Annotated in this window: 17 protein-coding genes; 9 read left to right on the forward strand and 8 right to left on the reverse strand. The window is 58.4% G+C overall.

What is annotated here, in order from left to right; translation table 11 throughout:
• Window positions 1-70 precede the first annotated feature (70 nt).
• The gene (locus HNI00_RS08355; RefSeq protein ID WP_297075975.1) at window positions 71-1,660 is read left to right on the forward strand and encodes a glycoside hydrolase family 57 protein; all 1,590 of its coding nucleotides are present in this window, start codon (window positions 71-73) and stop codon (window positions 1,658-1,660) included.
• 14 nt (window positions 1,661-1,674) lie between these two features.
• Window positions 1,675-2,268 carry a Uma2 family endonuclease gene (locus HNI00_RS08360; protein ID WP_316792410.1) on the forward strand — a complete coding sequence of 198 codons (594 nt, stop codon included), beginning with the start codon at window positions 1,675-1,677 and terminating at the stop codon, window positions 2,266-2,268.
• Between the two features lie 83 nt (window positions 2,269-2,351).
• Here HNI00_RS08360 and HNI00_RS08365 read toward each other — a convergent pair whose 3' ends face one another.
• From HNI00_RS08365 to HNI00_RS08375, 3 genes are all read right to left on the reverse strand, one after another.
• On the reverse strand, window positions 2,352-2,657 hold the full coding sequence (locus HNI00_RS08365) for a hypothetical protein (protein WP_316792412.1): 306 nt from the start codon (window positions 2,655-2,657) through the stop codon (window positions 2,352-2,354).
• Window positions 2,658-3,043: 386 nt separating this feature from the next.
• Window positions 3,044-3,385 (reverse strand): hypothetical protein, encoded by a 342-nt coding sequence (locus HNI00_RS08370; protein WP_316792414.1) that lies wholly within the window; start codon window positions 3,383-3,385, stop codon window positions 3,044-3,046.
• 289 nt (window positions 3,386-3,674) lie between these two features.
• A complete protein-coding gene (locus HNI00_RS08375) occupies window positions 3,675-4,919 on the reverse strand; it encodes a hypothetical protein (protein WP_316792416.1) in 1,245 nt (414 codons plus the stop codon).
• A gap of 170 nt (window positions 4,920-5,089) precedes the next feature.
• Here HNI00_RS08375 and HNI00_RS08380 point away from each other — a divergent pair, with 170 nt between their 5' ends.
• From HNI00_RS08380 to HNI00_RS08390, 3 genes are all read left to right on the forward strand, one after another.
• Window positions 5,090-5,617: a hypothetical protein gene (locus HNI00_RS08380; RefSeq protein ID WP_316792417.1), complete on the forward strand. Its 528-nt coding sequence runs from the start codon at window positions 5,090-5,092 to the stop codon at window positions 5,615-5,617.
• A 134-nt stretch (window positions 5,618-5,751) separates the two neighbouring features.
• On the forward strand, window positions 5,752-6,543 hold the full coding sequence (gene panB / locus HNI00_RS08385; protein ID WP_316792419.1) for a 3-methyl-2-oxobutanoate hydroxymethyltransferase: 792 nt from the start codon (window positions 5,752-5,754) through the stop codon (window positions 6,541-6,543).
• A 134-nt stretch (window positions 6,544-6,677) separates the two neighbouring features.
• Window positions 6,678-7,133, forward strand: a complete 456-nt coding sequence (locus HNI00_RS08390; protein WP_316792421.1) for a hypothetical protein — start codon at window positions 6,678-6,680, stop codon at window positions 7,131-7,133.
• 166 nt (window positions 7,134-7,299) lie between these two features.
• Here the strand turns inward: HNI00_RS08390 and HNI00_RS08395 are convergent, their stop codons facing one another.
• From HNI00_RS08395 to ruvA, 5 genes are all read right to left on the reverse strand, one after another.
• A complete protein-coding gene (locus HNI00_RS08395; protein WP_316792423.1) occupies window positions 7,300-9,570 on the reverse strand; it encodes an amylo-alpha-1,6-glucosidase in 2,271 nt (756 codons plus the stop codon).
• Between the two features lie 247 nt (window positions 9,571-9,817).
• A complete protein-coding gene (aroF, locus tag HNI00_RS08400; RefSeq protein WP_316792426.1) occupies window positions 9,818-10,879 on the reverse strand; it encodes a 3-deoxy-7-phosphoheptulonate synthase in 1,062 nt (353 codons plus the stop codon).
• Between the two features lie 318 nt (window positions 10,880-11,197).
• Window positions 11,198-11,788, reverse strand: coding sequence for a PAM68 family protein (locus HNI00_RS08405; protein WP_316792428.1), 591 nt, complete (start codon window positions 11,786-11,788; stop codon window positions 11,198-11,200).
• Window positions 11,789-11,883: 95 nt separating this feature from the next.
• The gene (gene rpsO, locus HNI00_RS08410; protein WP_172353874.1) at window positions 11,884-12,153 is read right to left on the reverse strand and encodes a 30S ribosomal protein S15; all 270 of its coding nucleotides are present in this window, start codon (window positions 12,151-12,153) and stop codon (window positions 11,884-11,886) included.
• A gap of 57 nt (window positions 12,154-12,210) precedes the next feature.
• On the reverse strand, window positions 12,211-12,837 hold the full coding sequence (gene ruvA / locus HNI00_RS08415; protein WP_316792431.1) for a Holliday junction branch migration protein RuvA: 627 nt from the start codon (window positions 12,835-12,837) through the stop codon (window positions 12,211-12,213).
• A gap of 209 nt (window positions 12,838-13,046) precedes the next feature.
• On the opposite strand from ruvA, the gene HNI00_RS08420 reads away from it, so the two are divergent.
• The 4 genes from HNI00_RS08420 to HNI00_RS08435 all read left to right on the forward strand — a co-directional run bounded on the left by HNI00_RS08420 (window position 13,047) and on the right by HNI00_RS08435 (window position 20,430).
• Complete coding sequence (locus HNI00_RS08420; RefSeq protein ID WP_316792433.1) at window positions 13,047-14,387, forward strand: TldD/PmbA family protein; 1,341 nt, start codon at window positions 13,047-13,049, stop codon at window positions 14,385-14,387.
• Window positions 14,388-14,844: 457 nt separating this feature from the next.
• Window positions 14,845-15,756, forward strand: a complete 912-nt coding sequence (locus HNI00_RS08425) for a hypothetical protein (protein ID WP_316792435.1) — start codon at window positions 14,845-14,847, stop codon at window positions 15,754-15,756.
• Between the two features lie 219 nt (window positions 15,757-15,975).
• Window positions 15,976-18,663 carry an ATP-dependent chaperone ClpB gene (gene clpB / locus HNI00_RS08430; RefSeq protein ID WP_316792437.1) on the forward strand — a complete coding sequence of 896 codons (2,688 nt, stop codon included), beginning with the start codon at window positions 15,976-15,978 and terminating at the stop codon, window positions 18,661-18,663.
• A 12-nt stretch (window positions 18,664-18,675) separates the two neighbouring features.
• Window positions 18,676-20,430, forward strand: a complete 1,755-nt coding sequence (locus HNI00_RS08435) for an NAD+ synthase (RefSeq protein ID WP_316792439.1) — start codon at window positions 18,676-18,678, stop codon at window positions 20,428-20,430.
• The last annotated feature ends 9 nt before the right edge of the window (window positions 20,431-20,439 follow it).

Here is a 20,439-nt window from a genome sequence, read left to right on the forward strand (position 1 = left end):
GCTGCTCTAAAACTGCCATTATCCGGCTCTTTACCTAGCTCGTCCACTCGCCCATCCACCTGCCAATCCCATGAGCATCGGATACCTTGCCTTCGTCCTCCACGCCCACTTGCCCTTTGTGCGCCACCCAGAGAGCGACTATGTACTCGAAGAAGAGTGGCTCTTTGAGGCGATTACGGAAACATATATCCCCTTGCTCCAGGTATTTGAGGGGCTGAAGCGCGATGGCGTTGATTTTAAGCTGACGATGAGCATGACACCGCCGCTGGTGTCGATGTTGCGCGATCCGCTGCTGCAAGAGCGATACGACATCCACCTCGCCAAGCTTGAAGAACTGGCGGAGATGGAAATCGAACGCAATGCCCACACGGGCCACATGAAGTATCTGGCAGAACACTATGCTGCCGAGTTTAACAGCGTGCGCCAGGTGTGGGAGCGCTGCAATCATGACTTGGTGGGCGCGTTCAAGGGATTCCTGGATTCCAACAACCTCGACATTATTACCTGCGGGGCAACCCACGGCTATCTGCCGCTGATGAAGATGTATCCGCAGGCGGTGTGGGCGCAAATTCAGGTGGCCTGCGAGAGCTATGAGGAGCATTTTGGGCGATCGCCCAACGGCATCTGGCTACCGGAATGCGCCTACTACGAAGGGGTTGAGCGGATGGTGGCGGATGCGGGTGTGCGCTACTTCATCACCGACGGCCACGGCATTCTCTACGCCCGCCCGCGCCCAAGATTTGGAACCTACGCGCCAATTTTCACCGAAACGGGCGTAGCCGCCTTCGGGCGCGATCACGAATCGTCGCAGCAGGTCTGGTCATCGGAAGTGGGCTATCCCGGAGCGCCAGAATACCGCGAGTTTTACCGCGACTTGGGCTGGGATGCCGAATATGAATACATCAAGCCCTACATCATGCCCAACGGCCAGCGCAAAAACGTCGGCATCAAGTATCACAAAATCACCGGGCGCGGGCTGGGGCTGAGCGACAAAGATCTCTACGATCCCTACTGGGCCAGAGAAAAAGCGGCAGAACACGCAGGCAACTTCGTCTATAACCGCGAACGCCAGGTCGAACACCTGCACGGCATCATGCAGCGCCCGCCGATCATCGTGTCGCCCTACGATGCCGAGCTATTCGGCCACTGGTGGTATGAAGGGCCCTGGTTCCTGGACTATCTCTTCCGCAAGTCCTGGTTTGACCAAAACACCTTCGAGATGACTCACCTCTCCGACTATCTCAAGGCGCACCCGACCCAGCAGGTCTGCCGCCCGTCCCAGTCAAGCTGGGGCTTCAAAGGCTTCCATGAATACTGGCTAAACGACACCAACGCCTGGATTTATCCCCATCTGCACAAAGCCGCCGAGCGGATGATTGACCTGGCGAAGCGCGAACCTGCCGACGACCTAGAATGGCGGGCGCTGAACCAGGCAGCGCGGGAGCTGCTGCTGGCGCAATCCTCCGACTGGGCGTTTATCATGCGGACGGGGACGATGGTGCCCTATGCGGTGCGTCGGACGCGATCGCACTTGATGCGGTTCAACAAGCTGCGCGAAGACATCCTAGCGGGCAAAATCGACAGCGGCTGGCTGGAAAAAGTGGAGGCGATCGACAATATCTTCCCCAATGTGAACTATCGTGTCTACCGACCGCTCTAGTCCACCCCCTCGCCATGCAAACGCTTCCGCCGACGCAGGATCAGCGAATCGTTCAATCGGGGCGCACCTGGGAGCAGTTCAAGCTGATCCAGGAAGGCTTTAGAAATGCACCGGGCGTTCGGCTGTTTTACTTTGATGGAACGATTGAGGTGCTTATGCCTGGGCGAGAGCATGAGCTGCTTAGCGCAGTCATTGCCCTGCTCTTAGGACTCTTTTTTCTAGAGCGCGAGATTGAGTTTGAACCCACCGGCTCAATGGATCAGGAAAAATTGGGGGAGGCGTTTGTACAAGCCGAGCAGTCCTATTGCTTCGGCGAGTCCAAGGCCATTCCCGATTTGTCGATCGAAGTCGTCGTCAGCAGCGGCGGCATGAACAAACTGGCGCGATATCGGGCGCTAGGTGTGCTGGAGGTTTGGTTTTGGGAAGACGGAGCCTTCAGGCTGTTTCATCTGCGAGAAACGGGCTATGAACCAGTCAGCCGAAGCGAGTTGCCTCAATTAGAAAGCCTGGATATCGCCTTGTTGACTCAGTGTGTTCTGATGGGTCAGACTTCCCGCTTGGATGCTGCCAGAGCGTTTCAGCAGGGCATCCGCCGCGCTTCGTTCTAATGAGCTTAGGATGCTAATGAGCTTAGGATGAGCTTTGTTTCGCAAATCTGCCCTAACTCAAGCAGCCAGATCAAGCAGCCAGATCAAGCGGCCAGTTGCAGCGTGCGGGAGGACTGGCTGTCGGCGTGCAGCGCGGCAATGGGAGACAACAGCATATTCACGATTGCATCGCTCGACTCTAGCGTGCCCTCTTGGGTAATGTGGCAGGTCTTCCACCAGTCGGCCTTGTGGCGGTGCAGCGCCGCCAGCATTTGGGAATAGCGGCCGCCGCGCTCATCTACCACGCGGCACGACATCCGCAGATAGGACACGACTCTCAGTTGCAGGGGCACATCGGTCTGCTGAAGCTTTTGGCGGATGGTTTGCAATTTTGCGTCTAGGCGAGTCATGGCAATGTCCTCTTGTTGATTGGAGTGGATTGGAGTTGATTGATTGGAGTGGATTGGAGTTGACTTTGATACGTTGAATGAGGCTGGGAGGTTGGCTGAAACTGGGAAATTCGGTCGAAAGCGGTATGCGTGTCTTGGAGCGATGATTCTTTTATAGGATTTTTCCTTGGAGACATCGATATGGAAAAGTTAGGGACTTTGAGGGGTTTACCGGGGGCGATCGCCCTGCTGGAATCGGAAAAGTTAAGGTCGCTGAATTAAACAAACCGCCAAGACGAACAAACCGCCAAGACGAAGCACGGGTTGTGCAACCTCTCAGCGGTTCGCATGGGTTCAGTTCAGAGATAGTGGGCGATGGAATTCTGATGGGATTCTCATGGAATTCCCTAGGCAGACGGGCGCACCTCGCGAGCCAGTTCCCGGTAGTCGGCCGGGTCGCCCCCGGCGGTGGGCAAGCGGTCATCCTCTGAAGAGATGTTCACCTCTTCCGGCTGAGCCACCTCATGCTGAGGGGCGACCTGCTTTGCTGCTTCCTTGGGGCTGAGTGTGCCCTGGCTCATGGCTTGCGCCGCTGCATAGTCTTTGTCCAAATCCAGGTTTTCTTCGGGCGACTTTTCTTCACCTTCGGCGATCGCCGCCCTGGTTTCCCGCGCATCAAAGCTTTCGGTCTTGTCTGACACCGTGTTGGCGGGAACAATCGGTGTGGAATCGGTGGAGTCGGTAGTCATGATTAAACGCCTCATTTCGCAATGCTAGTACGCTATCAAGCCGCACTCAGCATCTCGAGTTCCCAGAGGCAGATTCCTGGTCTGTTTCTATGGGCAGAAAAATAGGCAGAGAAATGGGCAGAAAATGAGCTTCTAATGAGCTTCTACAGGTGAAAAACTGGGCCCCCGACGCTCCTCATTCCCCCAGAATCCCACAGGACTGACGCACTTGCGATTAGCTCTTTGGGTTTTGGACAATTTCTCACAGGCTGCGCCCGCGAGAATTTATCAAACTTAAGTTCTATCCCAATTAAGCCGCTTGCTCTGGCTGGAGGCTGCGCTTGAGGATAATCATGCGATCGCCCACCACAGGACTGCGAGCCAGCAGCGTACCGTCTGGCGCAACCAGTTCCAGCTTGGTGAAATCCAGCCTCGTTGCCCGCTTCAGCAACTCTGCCGCAAGTTTATCCTGGCTGGCGGGCGACAGGGCATACCAGCCATCGCCCAGGTTCACCCTCAGGCGGCCGCTGCGGAAGCTGGCTTGGATGGTCTGGATCAGGTTTTCGCTGTAGGCATCGGTGACGCTGGTAATCTGCTCCTGGATCGCTGCCACTAAGGGCTGATCGGGCAAGGCGGGACGGGCGGGTGTGGCGGGTGTGGGCAAGGGCGATGGCTGCGGCGGGGGCGGGGGCTGGGGCTTGGCAGTCGGACGAGACGGGCGCGGGCTGTCGTCTGGGCTGGGGGCTGGCGCGGGCGCGGGCGGCAGGTCATCGGGCACCACTTCAGGAATTGTGGTGACACGGGGGAGGGGCTGCTCGACGCGGCGACCGTCTGCTGGTGCTTCGCTGATCAGGGGCGGTTCGGTAATGCGGGTTGGCTCCTGGGACGGCAGCAGGTTGGGCACGACGAAGACCAGGAGAGCGGCAATTCCGGCGATCGCCCCACTCAGCACCGAATCCGCCAGCGCATCCCGAATCGACGCTGGCAGGATGGCTCGAATCTTCGGCAACGCATTGGCTGTCCACCAAGCCCAGCCCTTTTCCCAGTAGGGCTTTGCCACAGCCCAGACCTGCCGAACGGCGGGCTGCACAGTCGCCCACACCTGCTGAACCGCCATCCACAGGCGGCGACCCAGCGATGGCGCAACCGGGACAGGCGGCGCACCTGGCTCTGTGCGGACGAGGGCACTGCTGTCGGCGGCGGCGAGTTCTCCCGGTGGGCGATCGCCCAGGGAGGTCTGGGCCCGTCTGGGCGGTGCTTCTAGGGCAGCAATCCACCCCTCTAACAGCCGCACATTCGCCCGCAGCAGCCCAATCAACAGCCGCTTGCCCAGCCCCACGTATTCCGTCTGCAAATCTTGCAGCGAGGGCGGCCCATAGCCAGGTTCAACGTTCGTGGGGGGTTTCTCTGGCGGTTCCGGTGGGTTATTGGGCAAGTTAGACGGTGGGGGCGGCTCCTGAGTCATGGCGCTGGGCGTAACCTTTGCAATGGGTTCACGGCGTTGGGCGTAGCGGTGGATTGTGGGCAGTTTCGTAGTCCACCGGGCAGGTGACACAGCCGCAAGGAAACGCGATAGAGTTTTACAGGCGGCGTGCGCGATCCCAGAAGACACTATACCGCCTGGGCGAACGGCAACCTGGCAGATCACCAAAGAACTTCACGGATTCACGCTGTTTTCCCGTGTATCTCTCTGTGTACTTTTTCTGTACGTCCTGGAGATCAATCATGAGGCGATCGCTCCCCGTGCTGCTGGGTTTTACGCTAGGTTTTCCGCTGATTCCGATGCTGATCGCGGGCTGTGCCCCGTCGCTGGCGGGGGCCCCCATTCCCGTCGATCAGGTGGTCAGCCAACTGCGTCCCCAAACGCCAATTCCCATTTTTCTGCCGGACGCAGTGCCGGGGATGGAGGAGGTGTATGTCCACGCCTATGGCGACGAAGACAGCTACGGCGTAGATTTTGACTATGTAGCCGACTGCAACGGCGCGACGGCCTGTAGCTATGGCGGAACTTGGGCGCAACGCTATGAGGGCACGATGACTCCAGCGGAGATCCTCGGCATTTCGGAAACGGTGGAAGCTGTGGCCCTGACCAACGGCGTGAGCGGGCAATATGCCAACACCTGCGGAGCCTATTGCGTGGCGACGGTGATGTGGCAGGCAGATGGTATTCTCTACGGCGTGAGCATCAAAAACGGCGAAAAAGAGGCGACCATTGCGCTGGCCAACGGGGCGATCGCCGCGGGGCCTCGATAACCCCAATTCGGGAATCCCAATTCGGGCTACTGTGCCAGACGAAACCTCTCCATCTCCACCCTCTACCGCCACCCTCACCGCCAGCCTCCACCGCCGCCCTTAACCACCAACCTCAACCTCGGAGTTTCTGAATCATGGGCGTGACCACCCAACAGCTCAGCCGATTCAAACGCGACGGTCGCCCGATTGTGGTGCTGACGGCGTGGGATTTTCTGATGGCGCAAGTGTTGGATCGAGCAGGCGTGGACGTGATTTTGGTGGGCGATTCGCTGGCGATGGTGGCGCTGGGCCACGAAACCACGCTGCCGCTGACGCTGGAGGACATGCTGCACCACACGAAGGCAGTGCGGCGCGGCGTGAAAAATGCGCTGGTGGTCTGCGATTTGCCGTTTATGACCTATCAGGAGAGCGTGGCGCAGGCCATGCACTCGGCCGGGCGCGTGCTAAAGGAAACTGGAGCGCAGGCTGTGAAGCTAGAAGGTGGCCATCCCGCCATGCTAGAGACGGTAGAACGGCTGACGCAGGCAGGCATTCCCGTGATGGCCCATGTGGGGCTAACGCCGCAGTCGGTGCATCAGTTTGGCGGTTTTCGCAAGCAGGGCACGACGGCAGAGGCGGCTGAGCGAATTTTGCAGGAGGCGATCGCCCTAGAGTCGGCCGGTGCGTTTTCCATCGTGCTGGAGCATATCCCGGCTGACCTGGGGCTGCAAATTTCCCAAAAGCTGACCATCCCCACCATCGGTATCGGCGCAGGCCCCCACTGCGACGGCCAGGTTCTCGTCACGCCCGACCTGCTGGGCCTGTCAGAATGGCAGCCCCCCTTCGCCAAACCCTACACCAACCTGCGGGACATCATTACCCAGGCCGTGCAAACCTACGCGGCGGAGGTGCGAGAGCAGCGGTTTGGAGATTCCCCCAACGCATAAAGTTCGCCAGAGCATAACGCTCGCAAGAGCATAAAGATTTTTCTAGTTTCATTACAGCCAGGGTTGCGATTTGCCGAATCTGCGCCAATGGATCGCAGAATGAGGGGAAAGCGCAACACAAACTATAGAGACTCATGATCATTGCAACCACAGCGCCCGATTTGGGGGCCGAAGATTATCTGGTGGTGGGTCTAGCGACCTGTTTTCTGAAGGCAGATGGGGAAGTGCATACGGTAACGGTTGCGGAGCCGATTCCTTCGGCCGCGCTGGAGGCGATCGCCCGTGGCATTCCCACTTCCTACACCCAGGCCGTGGCGACGACGCTGGGGGCGGTGCTGTCGGGCGAGGAGCCGCAACTCCCTGCGGGCTTTCCGGCAGACACGCAGTTTTGCGATGAGTTTGCCGCGAGGGCGATCGCCGCAGCCCGCACCTACAAGGTTCGTCCTGTAGCCAAGTCGCTGATTCCCCTGGGCACGGTTCGCACCGATTTCAACCATTCCACCGAGCGCAAGCGCGTGCTAAATTCTGACCGCTTGGTCAAGCCCGAAGACAACGTAAAGCAGCACGCCTACACGCATCAGGTGCTTTAGGAATTGCGGCGCTGGCCGTTCCAAAGAAATCGGTGGCTCCCATGAATTTTCCCAAGCGGATTTGCCAGGGGAATTGCTGGAAGCCCGCCGAAGCTTGACGGGCAATCCAAAATCGCAAGTCCAAAATCGCAAATCAAAATCGCAAATCCAAAATCGAGAATCAACCCTATGCCTCAATAACCACGCGCAGGTTGCCGCGCTTTTTCACCACGCGGCAGGCCGTGGCGCTGCCCACCCGCTCAAATTCCAGATCCAGCAGCGTTTGGCCAATCCGCAGGTTGTGCAGCGACAGGCGATGCATCGTGTCGGGCAGGGCCGGATCGAGAATTCGCAGGCAGTTGTTGGGCGCATCGGGCACCAAGTTCGCCATCGTCAGCAAAAGCTGGAAGATGGAACCCGTGGCCCAGGCCTGGGGCGAACAGGCAACGGGGTACTGCACGGGGCTATTGTCTGCGGTTCGCTCATAGCCGCAAAAGAGTTCGGGGGGGCGCTGGTAGGGCTGGCGCAGGGTCATGTCGAAAATGCCCTGGGTGACTTCGAGAGCCTGGTCAATGAGTCCGAGCGATCGCAGCCCCAGCACCGTCATGCTGTTGTCGTGGGGCCAGACGGAGCCGATGTGATAGCCCATCGGGTTGTAGGCAGGCGACAGGCTGCTGAGGGTGCGGATGCCCCAGCCGTTAAACATGTCGGGTGCTTGCAGCCGCTCGGCCACGCTCAGGGCTTTGTCTTGGTCGAGAATGCCCAAATTCAGGCAATGGCCAGGGTTGGAGGTGATGCTATCGACTGGGTTGCCCTCGCCGTCTAGCGCCAGGGCACAAAAGTCTAAGTCATTCATCCAAAAGTCGCGGTTAAACCGTCGCTTGAGGTCTTGCGCTTCTTCCAGCCAGCGATCGGCCAGGTCGATGCGCTTTTTCAGGCGGGCGATTTCTGCCAGCCGCACCTTTGCAGCATAGACGTAGGCCTGCACTTCGCAGAGGGCGATCGCCCCTTCGGCCAGTTCGCCCCGGCGGTTCACAATGCAGTTGCCAGAGTCTTTCCAGCCCTGGTTTTGCAGCCCGCGAGAGGAGCGCCGCGCATAGGCTAGGTAGCCCGTCTCCTTGAGGTTTTCGTCAATCCACTCCATTGCCGCCAGCGCGTTGGGCCAGAGGCGCTCTAGGGTTTCCTGGTCATGGGCCCAAGCGTAGTATTCGGCATAGAGCATGAGCCACAGCGGCGTTGCGTCTACTGTGCCGTAGTAAGGCGTGTGGGGAATTTCCTGGCAGCGGGCCATTTCGCCCAGGCGCAGCTCGTGCAAAATTTTTCCGGGCTGTTCGTCGCGCCAGTCGTCGTGCTGCTTGCCCTGATAGTGGGCCAGGATGCTGAGGGTGTCGCGGGCAATGGTGGGGTCGAGAATCAGCGTTTGTGAGGCGGCAATGATGGAGTCGCGCCCAAACAGCGTCGAAAACCAGGGTACGCCTGCCGATAGCACCTTGCCCTTGCCGAAGGTCTGCCGCAGAAGGTACACATCCTGCTGGGCCCGCTCAATGATCTGGTTGATGGCCTTGTTGTCGCAGCGAATTCGCGTCACCTGCTCGCCCCATTGGGTCTGCTCCAGCAGTTCCGCCGCCTTGGCCTGCATCAGCGTCATGGGCGTGTTGACGGCGGAGGGCGATCGCCCATTCAGCAGCGGTTGCAGCCGATAGCCCAGGGTCAGCGTTTCGTGTGGCTCCAGCGATACTTGCCACAGGGCAGTATAGCCTTTGAGAAAATTAGGCGGCTGGTGCAAGAACTGGATGCGTGATTCCATCAGCCCGCCATCTAGACCCTGATAGGCCAGAGTCATTTCTGGGGATAGTAATTGGGGCAGCGGCTCCGTTGCGTCGTCCGTTGCAGCTTCCATCACATCCAGCCGATGATCCTGCGCCACCTGAGGCACCAGTCGCAGGCGCTGTCCCCGGCGATCGCGCTGAAAGCCACGAATCTCAAACAAGTCCAGAAAATCGGCATCGAAGCTGAGGCTCAGTTCAAACTGCACAGGTTCGGTGCTGAAGTTTGTCAGGCAGATTTCTTCAAACAACCCGCCGTTTAGCACTAGTTCCCGCTGGATGCCGATGGTTTCCGGCGGAATGGTGTCTAGCTGGGGGTTGGCGCACAGCACCGACAGGACGAATCCTTTGTCGGCGTTGCTGCTGAGGAGGACGGGCGATCGCCCCTCAATCTGCAACTCCAGGCGATTCAAAAAGCGCGTATCCTGGCAAAACAGCCCCAAGCTGCCGATGGAGTCTCCCTCCAGACAGGCTGAAATATTGCCCAGCGTGTCGGTAATCAAAAACAGGTCGTCATCTTTGAGCGTCAGCGTCGGCTGCGGGCGTTCGCTAATGACGCAAGGCCACTCCGGCTGCGGCAGTTGATCCGCAGGCAAAAATTTCCGTCCATCCAGTTCCACAAAGTCAGGCATCGCGCTGGGTTGAACTCAACGGTGAAAGAACATTCGTAAAAACGCTCCCGGTTAAGTTCGATTTTAGTCGCAGCGCCGGCCGGAAGTCGTCTGCCAATCCGAAGATCTGCTCACTCGTATCACTCGTAGGGGCGATCGCCTATCGGTTCGTACACCTCTTGGCGATCGCCCCCAAGCCAACTTTTTGAGCAAGCCACCTTTTTGGAGCTAGTCAACTTTTCGGGCAAGCCACCTTTTTGGGTAGCCCCTAGGCCAGAACAGGCACAGGATTGGCTTCCCAGCGATTGACCGCATTGCCAATGATCGATAGCTCCTGCATCAGTCGGTCGAAGCGCTCCGGCGTGAGCGATTGCGGGCCATCGGACAGCGCCTTCGATGGGTTGGGGTGAACCTCAATCATCAGGGAGTCCGTTCCGGCAGCGATCGCAGCCATTGCCATCGAGGGCACATATTCCGACTTGCCCGTGCCGTGGCTGGGGTCGATCATGATGGGCAGGTGAGTGAGCGATCGCAGCACCGGAATGACCGCCAGATCGAGGGTGTTGCGGGCGTACTGATTGTCGAAGGTGCGGATGCCGCGCTCGCAGAGGATGACGTTGGGATTGCCCGCCGCCAGAATATACTCTGCCGCCATCAGCCACTCGTCAATCGTGGCAGACATGCCCCGCTTCAGCAGCACGGGCTTGTCCTGAGCGCCCACCTTCTTGAGCAGCGAGAAGTTCTGCATGTTACGTGCGCCGACCTGCACAATGTCGGTCACTTCGCAGATTTTTTCCAGATCTGCGGCATCCATGACTTCGGTGATAATGCCCAGTCCGGTTGCATCTTTGGCTGCTTGCAGCAGTTCCAAGGCGCTTTCGCCGTGCCCCTGAAAAGCGTAGGGCGAGGTCCGCGGCTTAAACGCGCCACCCCGCAGAAACTTTGCGCCCGCAGCTTTCACGCGACGAGCCGTTTCCACAATCATGGTTTCGTTTTCAACAGAGCAAGGGCCTGCCACCACGACCAACGGCGCAAAGGCGCTGAAGGTCACTGATCCATTGGGCGTGGGCACGACGACTTCGCTGGGTTCACCGTGGCGATATTCCTTGCTGACGCGCTTGTAGGGCTTTTCGACCCGCAGCACTTGCTCGATCCAGGGACTCAGGTCTTGGAGTTGGAGTGCGTCCATCTCGGCGGTTTCGCCCACCAGACCCACCACGGTTTTGTGTTTGCCGACAATTTTTTCCGGTGTCAGGCCCATCTCGCGAAACTCGGCACTCAGGCGGTCGATTTCTTCGGCGGGCGCTTCGGGCTTCATCACCACAATCATGGGAAAATCCTGCTTACTTTGAATGATTCAAGAAAGGTTAAAAGTCCTGCGGCTCTGGGGTTTAGGCAGAGCGTTTGGGTTGCGTTTAGCTCCGGGGCTGGGAAACGTCCGTAGAGCAGACATCGCCCAAAAACATGACTAGTTTAGAGTATTCAATGCTACGGAAACGGCAGACGGGCAGGTTAACTTCAGTTAAGAGTTCTAAACGCCACACGCCAAAATCCAGAGGCTTAATGCTGGGCTAACGCTAGCGCTTATTTTAGGCAGCCCAAAAGACAAAAACCACCCTCCGGTCGGGTGGTTTCTGCGATGAGGCGTTTAGGACTGAGGGCGCTGCGATCGCCATGCCGCAATGGTGCGTCCCAGATTGGTGCGAAACTCCGACGCACCCAACAAGCTGCCCGGTTCATCTTCCCAGGAAGCCGAAAACAGCCCATAGCTCAGCCCCAGTACGCCCAGCCCAAAAAAGCCCAGGCTCACCAGCAGCACAGCGGAGGTGGGCAAGTCCAGAAGGTGCTGGCTGACGATGTAGTAGCTGACGACGAAGGTGGCGATCGCCAAAAACGAGGGCACACCGCAGAAAATCGCCATGCGCCTGGCCATTCGCTTGCTCACTGCATCGGGAATCGCCATCGATGCGCGGGTTGCCGCAGCGTTCTTGGCGGAATTGCCAGACGCACCCCCCGACGCTCCTGCTTTTAGAGGCGTTGCCTTGGGGGTTGCCTTAGCGGCTGATTTCGAAGCAGATTTAGGCGCTTTCTTCGGTTCCGCTCCCGTCTCTGGCTTTTTACCAGCATCGGTGGATGCTTCGGATTTTTTCAGGCGTTTTTTCGGCTCGAACGGCAAGGCCTTACGAGTCGAAGCGTCTGAGTTGGAAGAATCAGAACTGGGCGGAGTAGAAGATGCCATAAAGAAAACCTGTCCTAACCGCAAGGGGTCAGCTAGCCACGCCATCTGGGCCGGCGAATCGATTCGCAAGATCTTAAACTTTAGCCGCAAAACCCTTAGCCGCGAATGCCCAGCTTGCCGATCAGAGCGCGATAGCGATCTTGATCGTGCTTTTGGATGTAGGCCAGCAGGCGCTTGCGCTGACCGATCATTTTCAGGAGACCCCGACGAGAAGCGTGGTCTTTCTTGTTCTCTTTGAGGTGGGCGCTGAGGCGGTTGATGCGCTCGGTCAGCATTGCCACCTGAACATCTGCCGATCCGGTGTCGGTTTCGTGGATTTGGTAATCAGAAATAATCTGCTGCTTGCGCTCTTGCAGGAGTGCCATTGGGGTCGTCCGGTAAGTATCAATACAATCAACGATTGTATCACAGGGTTTAGGGGTCTATTGGCTCAGCCAGGCGATCGCCTCTCGAATCCACTGCTCTGCGTCGGCATTTTTCGCCAGCGCCGTCTTTTGCCCAACTGCCCGCAATGCCTGCATAATTTCGCCGCTGGAATAGCCCAACGCCAGCAGCGTTAGTTCCACATCTTCTTGCACGCTGCCCACGGGCGCGGCATCTGGGGTTGTGGACAGTCCTGTTTGGGTGCGCCAGTCTGCCAGCTTGGTCTTTAGCTCTAGCGCCAGCCGTTCCGCCGTTTTTGCCCCCACCCCTGGCGTGCGCGACAGCATCCGCGTGTTGCCCGACACAATTGCCTGCACCAAGTCTTGCAGCCCCATGCCGTCCAGCAGCGCCATTCCCAACTGCGGCCCCACGCCGCTGACGCTGATTAACTGCCGAAACAGATCTCGCTCTGCCAGTGACTCAAACCCGTACAACACAATTTGATCTTCCTTCACTTGCTGATGGGTAAAGACCTGCACCACTTCGCCCAGACCCGGCAGCGATTGCAGCATTCGCGGCGTGATTTGCAGGTCATAGCCCACCTGATTCACGTCTAGGGTCAAGATGACGCGGTTGCTTGGAAGTTTTTGCACAGCGGCGATCGCGCCTTTTAGGTAGCTAATCATGGGGGAAATGGCGGGAAGAAGAGGGAAGAGGGAAGAGGGAAGAACGAAGAACGAAGAGGGAAGAACGAAGAGGGAAGGCTTGGGAGATGCCTAAGAATTTTCGTTTTTCGTTTTTCGCTCTTCGCTTTTCGTTCTTCTCCCTTCCCTTCTATCCCCCTGCGATACACTTTAGGAAAACTTCCCAAAAAACTTCCTAAAATATCCCCGCCATGCCGATTCTCGTCAGCGATCTTGCTAACCAGGTTCAAGAGTCTGCCCATCGCCTGGGAATTCAGAAATACGACATCTATGGCGCGTCGGTCGATGAAACCAGTGTTCAGGTGGATCAGGGCGAACCCAAGCAGGTGAAAGCGTCCCAGCGATCGAGCGTGACGGTGCGCGTGTGGAACCATGAGGGTACGCTGGGCATCACTTCGACGACCGACGTTGACCCGACGGGACTGGAGCTGGCCCTGAAGACGGCCTACGATGCCAGCTTTTTTGGCATGAAGGAAAACGTGCCCGACTTTAGCCCAGAGGCTACGGCTCCTCTGGCGGGGCAAGAAGAGGATCGCGTTTCGCCTGCGTCGGTGTCTGACCTGATTGCGGCGCTGATTGCAGCCGAGAAGGAACTGCTGGCGGCTCATCCGGCGATCGCCTCTGTGCCCTATAACGGTCTGTCGCAGCGGGACATGGAGCGGTTTTATCTGAACAGCGATGGCGCAGTGCGGCGGCAGGGGCAATCGGTTGCGTCGATCTACCTCTACAGTAAGACGGAGCAGGAAGGCAAAAAGCCTCGCAGCGCCGGGTCTTTTGAGGTGAGCCGGGGGCTGGAGCAGTTGGATATCCAGAAGTGCATTCGGGAAACGGCGGAGAAGACGATCAGCCACCTGGATTACGAAAAGATTCCCACTGGAAAGTACCGGGTTGTGCTGTCGCCCGATGCCTTTTTGAGCCTGATTGGGGCATTTTCTAATCTGTTTAACGCGCAGAATATTCTCGATCGGCAGAGCTTGTCTACGCCAGAGTCGCTGGGGAGTGCGATCGCCTCTCCGTTGCTCTCGCTGTATGACGACGCGCTGCATCCAGAAAATATTGGCGGCGAACTGTTTGATGGCGAAGGCACGCCCACGCGCCGCGTCTCGCTAATTGACCAGGGCGTGTTGACCAGCTTTTTGCACAGCGCAGGCACGGCCAAACGGCTCAACGCCCAGCCGACGGGCCACGCCAACATGGGCGCAAAGGTGACGGTTGGCAGCCATTTTTACCATGTCTTGCCAGGGATTGCCGACTCTGCTTTCGACCTCAGCACGGCTGATAATGTTGTATTCATCGATGACCTGCACGCGCTCCATGCCGGGGTGCAGGCGCTCCAGGGTTCCTTCTCGCTGCCCTTTGATGGCTGGCTGATTCGCGATGGTCAGCGTACCAGCATTGAATCCGCCACGGTCGCGGGCGATTTTCGCCAACTCCTCAAGTCCATCATCCACATCGAGCCAGAGCTGGAACGGGTCGGCGCTGGACTCAGCCCCCGCGTGTGGATTGAGGAACTGTCGATTACAGGTGAATAGGGTGTCGGGAGTCTCTACTCGCTCTCCTTGTCACCCCCGATTCCAAATCGATTCCGAATCTCTGACAGAATCTTTGACATTTAACCCCTGATTCTGGGGAATCTCGCTCATTTGCGTCAGACCTGGATAATATTGAGAGCAACTGCTGTGGGATGTAGAAACCGCGTAATGCGGAGTCATCGCGCAGCATTCCGGTCTTTTTGACCTAATGCGGGGAACGTAGCCCGGTCTAGGCTGAGGGTGTAGAAGCATCAGGTCTGCACCAGAGCTTGGGCTGGGCGTTGGTGCTGGATTGCAGGTTGTGTCTTGTGTCGATTCTCGATTTTAGATTTGCGATTTTGGATTATTGGATTATCAGTCAAGGGGCGGCGGGACTTCCAGCAATGTCACCCATAGCGCCCTTTGGGAGGATCAATATTAGGCAGGATTTTGGGCAGTGTGAGTGAGGAGCGAAACAATGAATGGTTGGGTTGCGTGGGGGCTTTCCCTGCTCTTGCCCGTGGGAAGCATAGCTGTCGTGGGTGGTGATTGTCTTCTGGGTTGTGGAAGGGCGATCGCCCAGCCTTCACCAGCCATCGATTCGCCAGAGTTTCCAGAATCGTCCTCCATAGGGCGGCCACCCGGGCCCTACGTGCTTCAGCTTTCGGACGTGGCAACCGAATTCCCGCTGTCCCTGGAGCAGGTGCGGTTTGAACCGGGGCCGCTGACGGACTCGGTGCAGGGCCAGCGGCGGGCCGCGCGGCCCTATCGACCAGATCAACCGCCCTATCTCAACGGCGAGCCATCCCATCTGGTCTATCAATTTCAAGTGCCCAGCCCAGCCGCGGGAATCGCAGTGCCGCCGGGGACGCTTAAGATTTACTCCGTCAGCGGGCTGCGGGCAATGTACGTGGGCTATCGCCAAGAGCTACAGGCGATGAACCGGGTGATTAACGGACTGCGAACCATCTTGACCCAGCGCCCGTTCTACATCAACCGCCCAATCGCCGTGCTGCCGCCTGTTTCGGGAGATGAAGTGCTGCGATCGCAGATGGAGTATCTCCGCTTTGGGGAGGGTAGCGGGCTGCGCTTTGTCGGGGTCTACAAGTACGACGTTAGCCCCATTTTAAGCAACGAACTGGTCTATATCTTTCAGGGATTGACCACCGACGGGCGCTATTACGTGTCCTTTTCGCAGCCGCTGCTAACGTCCGTATTGCCTGCCACAGCACCGCTCACGGCAGATCAGTACGATGCGTTTGTGGCGGAGTATGAAACCTATCTGCGGCGGGTGGCTCAGCAGCTTAATATGCAAGACAGCAACGGCTTTTTCCCGAACCTGACGCTGCTGGATAATCTTGTACGATCGCTCCGAATTCAGCCTCGGTAGAATCACGCTTGCGATCGCCCCTTACACGTCTGCTGCATCAGCGTCCTGTTTTTGAATTCAGGCAAACCGGAGGCGGCTTCCGTACACTAGAAGTAGGTGAAAGTTAGCCCAAAAGGTTTGCAGGAAATGGTATCCAGCCTCCTTCCTCAAAAGCCTGGCGGAACACTCACGTTACAATAGAGAACACCCTGAGCGGCTATTCAAGGATTTATTTTTAACATGCAGCCAACCGATCCCGGTAAATTTACGGAAAAAGCGTGGGAAGCGATTGTCAAATCGCAGGACGTGGCCCGCAGCTACCGTCAACAAAATCTGGAAGTCGAGCATGTGGCGATCGCCCTGCTAGATCAGGAAGGCTTGGCAAATACCATTCTCGATAAGGCTGGCATGGAATCGGCCCGCCTGCGGCAGCAGCTAGACTCCTTCGCCGCCCGCCAGCCCAAGGTCAACACCAACGACCTCAGCCAGCTTTTCCTGGGGCGCGGCCTGGATACATTTTTGGACAAGGCCGAAGAGGCCCGCAAGGTGTTCCAGGATGACTACATCGCGGTCGAACATTTGGTTTTGGCGCTCTGCGAAGATGACCGCGTGGGTCGCCGCCTGTTCAAAGCTGCGGGCATTGAGGCCAAGCAGTTGGAAACCACCATCAAGAGCGTGCGCGGCAGCCAGCGCGTCACCAGCCAGTCGCCAGAATCGCAATACAAGGCGCTGGAGAAATACGGGCGCGATCTGACGGAACTGGCCAAGGCGGGCAAACTCGACCCGGTGATCGGGCGCGATGAGGAAATCCGCCGCGTGGTGCAAGTCCTGTCTCGACGTAGCAAAAACAACCCCGTGCTGATTGGCGAACCGGGTGTGGGCAAAACGGCGATCGCCGAGGCCCTGGCCCAGCGCATCATCAACGGCGACGTGCCCGAATCCCTCAAAAACCGCCAGTTGATCAGCCTGGACATGGGTTCCCTGATTGCCGGAGCCAAGTATCGCGGCGAGTTTGAGGAGCGGCTGCGGGCCGTGCTGCGGGAAGTCACCAATTCTGAAGGCCAGGTGGTGCTGTTTATCGATGAACTGCATACCGTCGTGGGTGCGGGTTCCTCCTCCGGCACGACGGATGCCAGCAACCTGCTGAAGCCCATGCTGGCCCGGGGCGAACTGCGCTGCATCGGCGCGACGACGCTGGATGAATACCGCAAGCACATTGAAAAAGATGCCGCTTTGGAACGCCGCTTCCAGCAGGTCTATATTGGTCAGCCAACGGTGGAAGATACGATCTCGATCCTGCGGGGGCTAAAGGAACGCTATCAGGTGCATCACAACGTCACCATTACCGACTCGGCGCTGGTGGCGGCGGCGGTCTTGAGCGATCGCTACATTTCTGACCGCTTCTTGCCTGACAAAGCCATCGACCTGGTAGACGAAGCCGCCGCCAAGCTCAAGATGGAAATCACTTCCAAACCCGTTGAGCTAGAAACCATCGATCGCCGCGTCCGCCAGCTTGAGATGGAAAAGCTCTCGCTCGAAAGCGAAGGCGTGCGGCTAGGGATCAACAGCGCCGCCTTTCGGCCTTCCAAAGACAAGCTAGAGCGCATCGCGGAGGAAATTACTCAACTCAAGCAAGAACAGCAGACCCTCACCGTTCAGTGGGAGTCGGAAAAGAAAATCCTGGAAACCATCAAAGCCCTGCGTGAAGAGGAAGAAAAGCTCCAGCGACAAATCGAAAAAGCCGAGCGCGACTACGACCTCAACACCGCTGCTCAGCTAAAGTACGGACGGCTGGAAGCAGTGCATCGGGAGCTAGAAGAAAAAGAAGCCAGCCTGACGGAGGTGCATACTGGTGCAGGTAAGGCTCTGCTGCGGCAGGAAGTGACCGATTCCGACATTGCCGAAATCGTCGCCAAGTGGACGGGCATCCCGGTGAACCGCCTGCTGGAAACCGAGCGGCAAAAGCTGCTGAACCTAGAATCCTTTTTGCATCAGCGGGTGATCGGGCAGCATGAGGCGGTGGCTGCTGTGGCTGCTGCGATTCGTCGCGCCCGCGCTGGGATGAAAGACCCCGGTCGTCCCATTGGCTCCTTTATGTTCTTGGGGCCCACAGGGGTCGGCAAAACGGAACTGGCCCGCGCCCTGGCCGAGTGTATGTTCGACTCGGAGGATGCGCTGGTGCGGCTGGATATGTCGGAATACATGGAGAAGCACTCTGTCTCGCGGTTGGTGGGTGCGCCGCCGGGGTATGTCGGCTATGAAGAAGGCGGGCAACTGACCGAGGCGATTCGCCGCCGCCCCTATTCCGTCGTGCTGCTGGATGAGGTGGAAAAGGCGCATCCTGACGTGTTCAATATTCTGCTGCAAGTGCTAGACGATGGACGCATTACTGATTCTCAGGGGCGCACGGTAGATTTTCGCAATGCCATCGTGGTGATGACCAGTAACATCGGCAGCGAGCATATCCTAGACGTGTCGGGCGACGATTCCAAATACGAGGAGATGCGAAAGCGGGTGATGGACGCACTGCGAAACCACTTCCGTCCAGAGTTCCTCAACCGAGTAGACGACATCATCCTGTTCCACGCCCTCAGCCTCAAGGAACTGCGGCAGATTGTGGGCATCCAGCTTCAGCGCATCCATCGCCTGCTGGCGGATCAAAAGCTGCGGATGGAACTCACGCCGGACGCGCAAAACTACATCGCCGATGCGGGCTTCGACCCGGTGTATGGCGCACGGCCGCTGAAGCGGGCTATCCAGCGGGAGATCGAGAATCCGCTGGCGACCAAGTTGCTAGAAAACGCTTTCTCAGAGGGCGACACGATCTTGGTAACGGTGGGCGAACATGGGCTGGTGTTTGGCACGAAGACTGCTGCGCCTGCACCGTCGCCTGTTACGGTTTCGCAGCCCGTGGGAATCGATAGCTAGCGGGTTCCAGCCATGAAAATTGCGATCGCCCAACTGAACCCCACCATCGGAGACCTGGCGGGCAATGCGCGGCAAATCCTGGAGGCCGCGCAAACAGCATCGGCGGCGGGCGCACGGCTGCTCCTGACGACAGAGCTTTCGCTGTGTGGCTATCCGCCCCGCGACCTGCTCATGCAGCCCAGCTTTTTGACCTGCATGGCGGAAACCCTGGCACATTTGGCAACAGACCTGCCTGCGGATTTGGCAGTGCTGGTGGGGACGGTGCTGCCCAATCCCGATGCAGTGTATGACGGCGAAAAGCCCCTGTTTAACACCACCGCCCTGCTGCTGGACGGCACAGTGCAGCGCTACTTTCACAAGCGGCTATTGCCCACCTACGACGTATTCGACGAAGACCGCTACTTTGAACCAGGTGAGGAGAGCAGCGCCTTCGAGCTAGACGGCGTGTGGATTGGGGTCACCATTTGCGAAGACCTGTGGAACGACGAGAGCTTTTGGGGCAAGCGTCACTACGAGGTGAACCCGATCGCCGAACTCACGCGCCAGGGCGTGGATCTGGTGCTGAACCTGTCGGCATCGCCCTACAGCGTCGGCAAACAGCACCTGCGGGAAAACATGCTGCGCCACAGCGCCACTCGCTACGGTCAGCCAATTCTCTATGCCAATCAGGTCGGCGGCAACGATGACCTGCTGTTTGACGGGTGCAGCTTTGGGCTAAATCGGGCAGGCGAGTTGGTTGTTCGAGCCAAGGCCTTTGAACGCGATCTGGTGTTTGCTGAATTTGACCCGGCGGTGGGTGAACTGATGCCCCTGCCCGATGCCGTTGCGCCCCTGCCCGACTGCGCCGAGGCGGAAATCTGGATGGCGCTGGTGATGGGGGTGCGTGACTATGGGCGGAAGTGTGGCTTTAGCAAGGCGGTGCTGGGCCTGAGCGGCGGGATTGATTCGGCCCTGGTGGCGGCGATCGCCACGGCTGCCCTTGGCCCCGAAAACGTCCTCGGCGTGCTGATGCCCTCGCCCTACAGTTCCGACCACTCCATCACCGACGCGCTGGATCTGGCGAAAAACCTGGGCATCCAGACTCAGACCCTCCCCATTGCGCCCATGATGCAGGGCTACGATCAGGCCCTATCGGAACTATTCGCAGGCACCGAGTTTGGCATTGCCGAAGAAAACCTCCAGTCGCGCATTCGCGGCACGCTGCTGATGGCGATTTCCAACAAGTTTGGACATCTGCTGATCTCGACGGGCAACAAGTCGGAAATGGCGGTGGGCTACTGCACCCTCTACGGCGACATGAACGGCGGCCTGGGGGCGATCGCCGATGTGCCCAAAACCCGTGTTTACTCTATCTGTCGGTGGCTTAATCGAGAAACCCCGACTGCCCTCGACTCCTCACTGCTGCTGAAGTCGGCAGCGCTGCCCGTGATTCCGCCGCACATTATCACCAAGCCCCCCAGCGCTGAGCTAAAGCCTGGCCAGGTCGATCAGGACTCGCTGCCGCCCTACGAGGTGCTGGATGACATTCTAGAGCGGTTTGTGGAGCGCCACGAAGCCCCGGAAGATATCGTGGCAGCGGGCCACGACGCGGCCGTGGTGAACCAGGTGATTCGGCTGGTGACTCGTGCTGAGTTCAAGCGCAAGCAGGCCGCGCCAGGGCTAAAGATTACCGATCGCGCCTTTGGCACGGGTTGGCGGATGCCAATTGCCAGCCGATGGCTGCCGACGGTGCAGCTACCCAGCGTTCCCGCAGCAACGGGCCGCTAGGGGCTAGGA

It is taken from the genome of Thermoleptolyngbya oregonensis NK1-22 (genome assembly GCF_032705245.1).
GTDB classification, from domain to species: domain Bacteria; phylum Cyanobacteriota; class Cyanobacteriia; order Elainellales; family Elainellaceae; genus Thermoleptolyngbya; species Thermoleptolyngbya sichuanensis.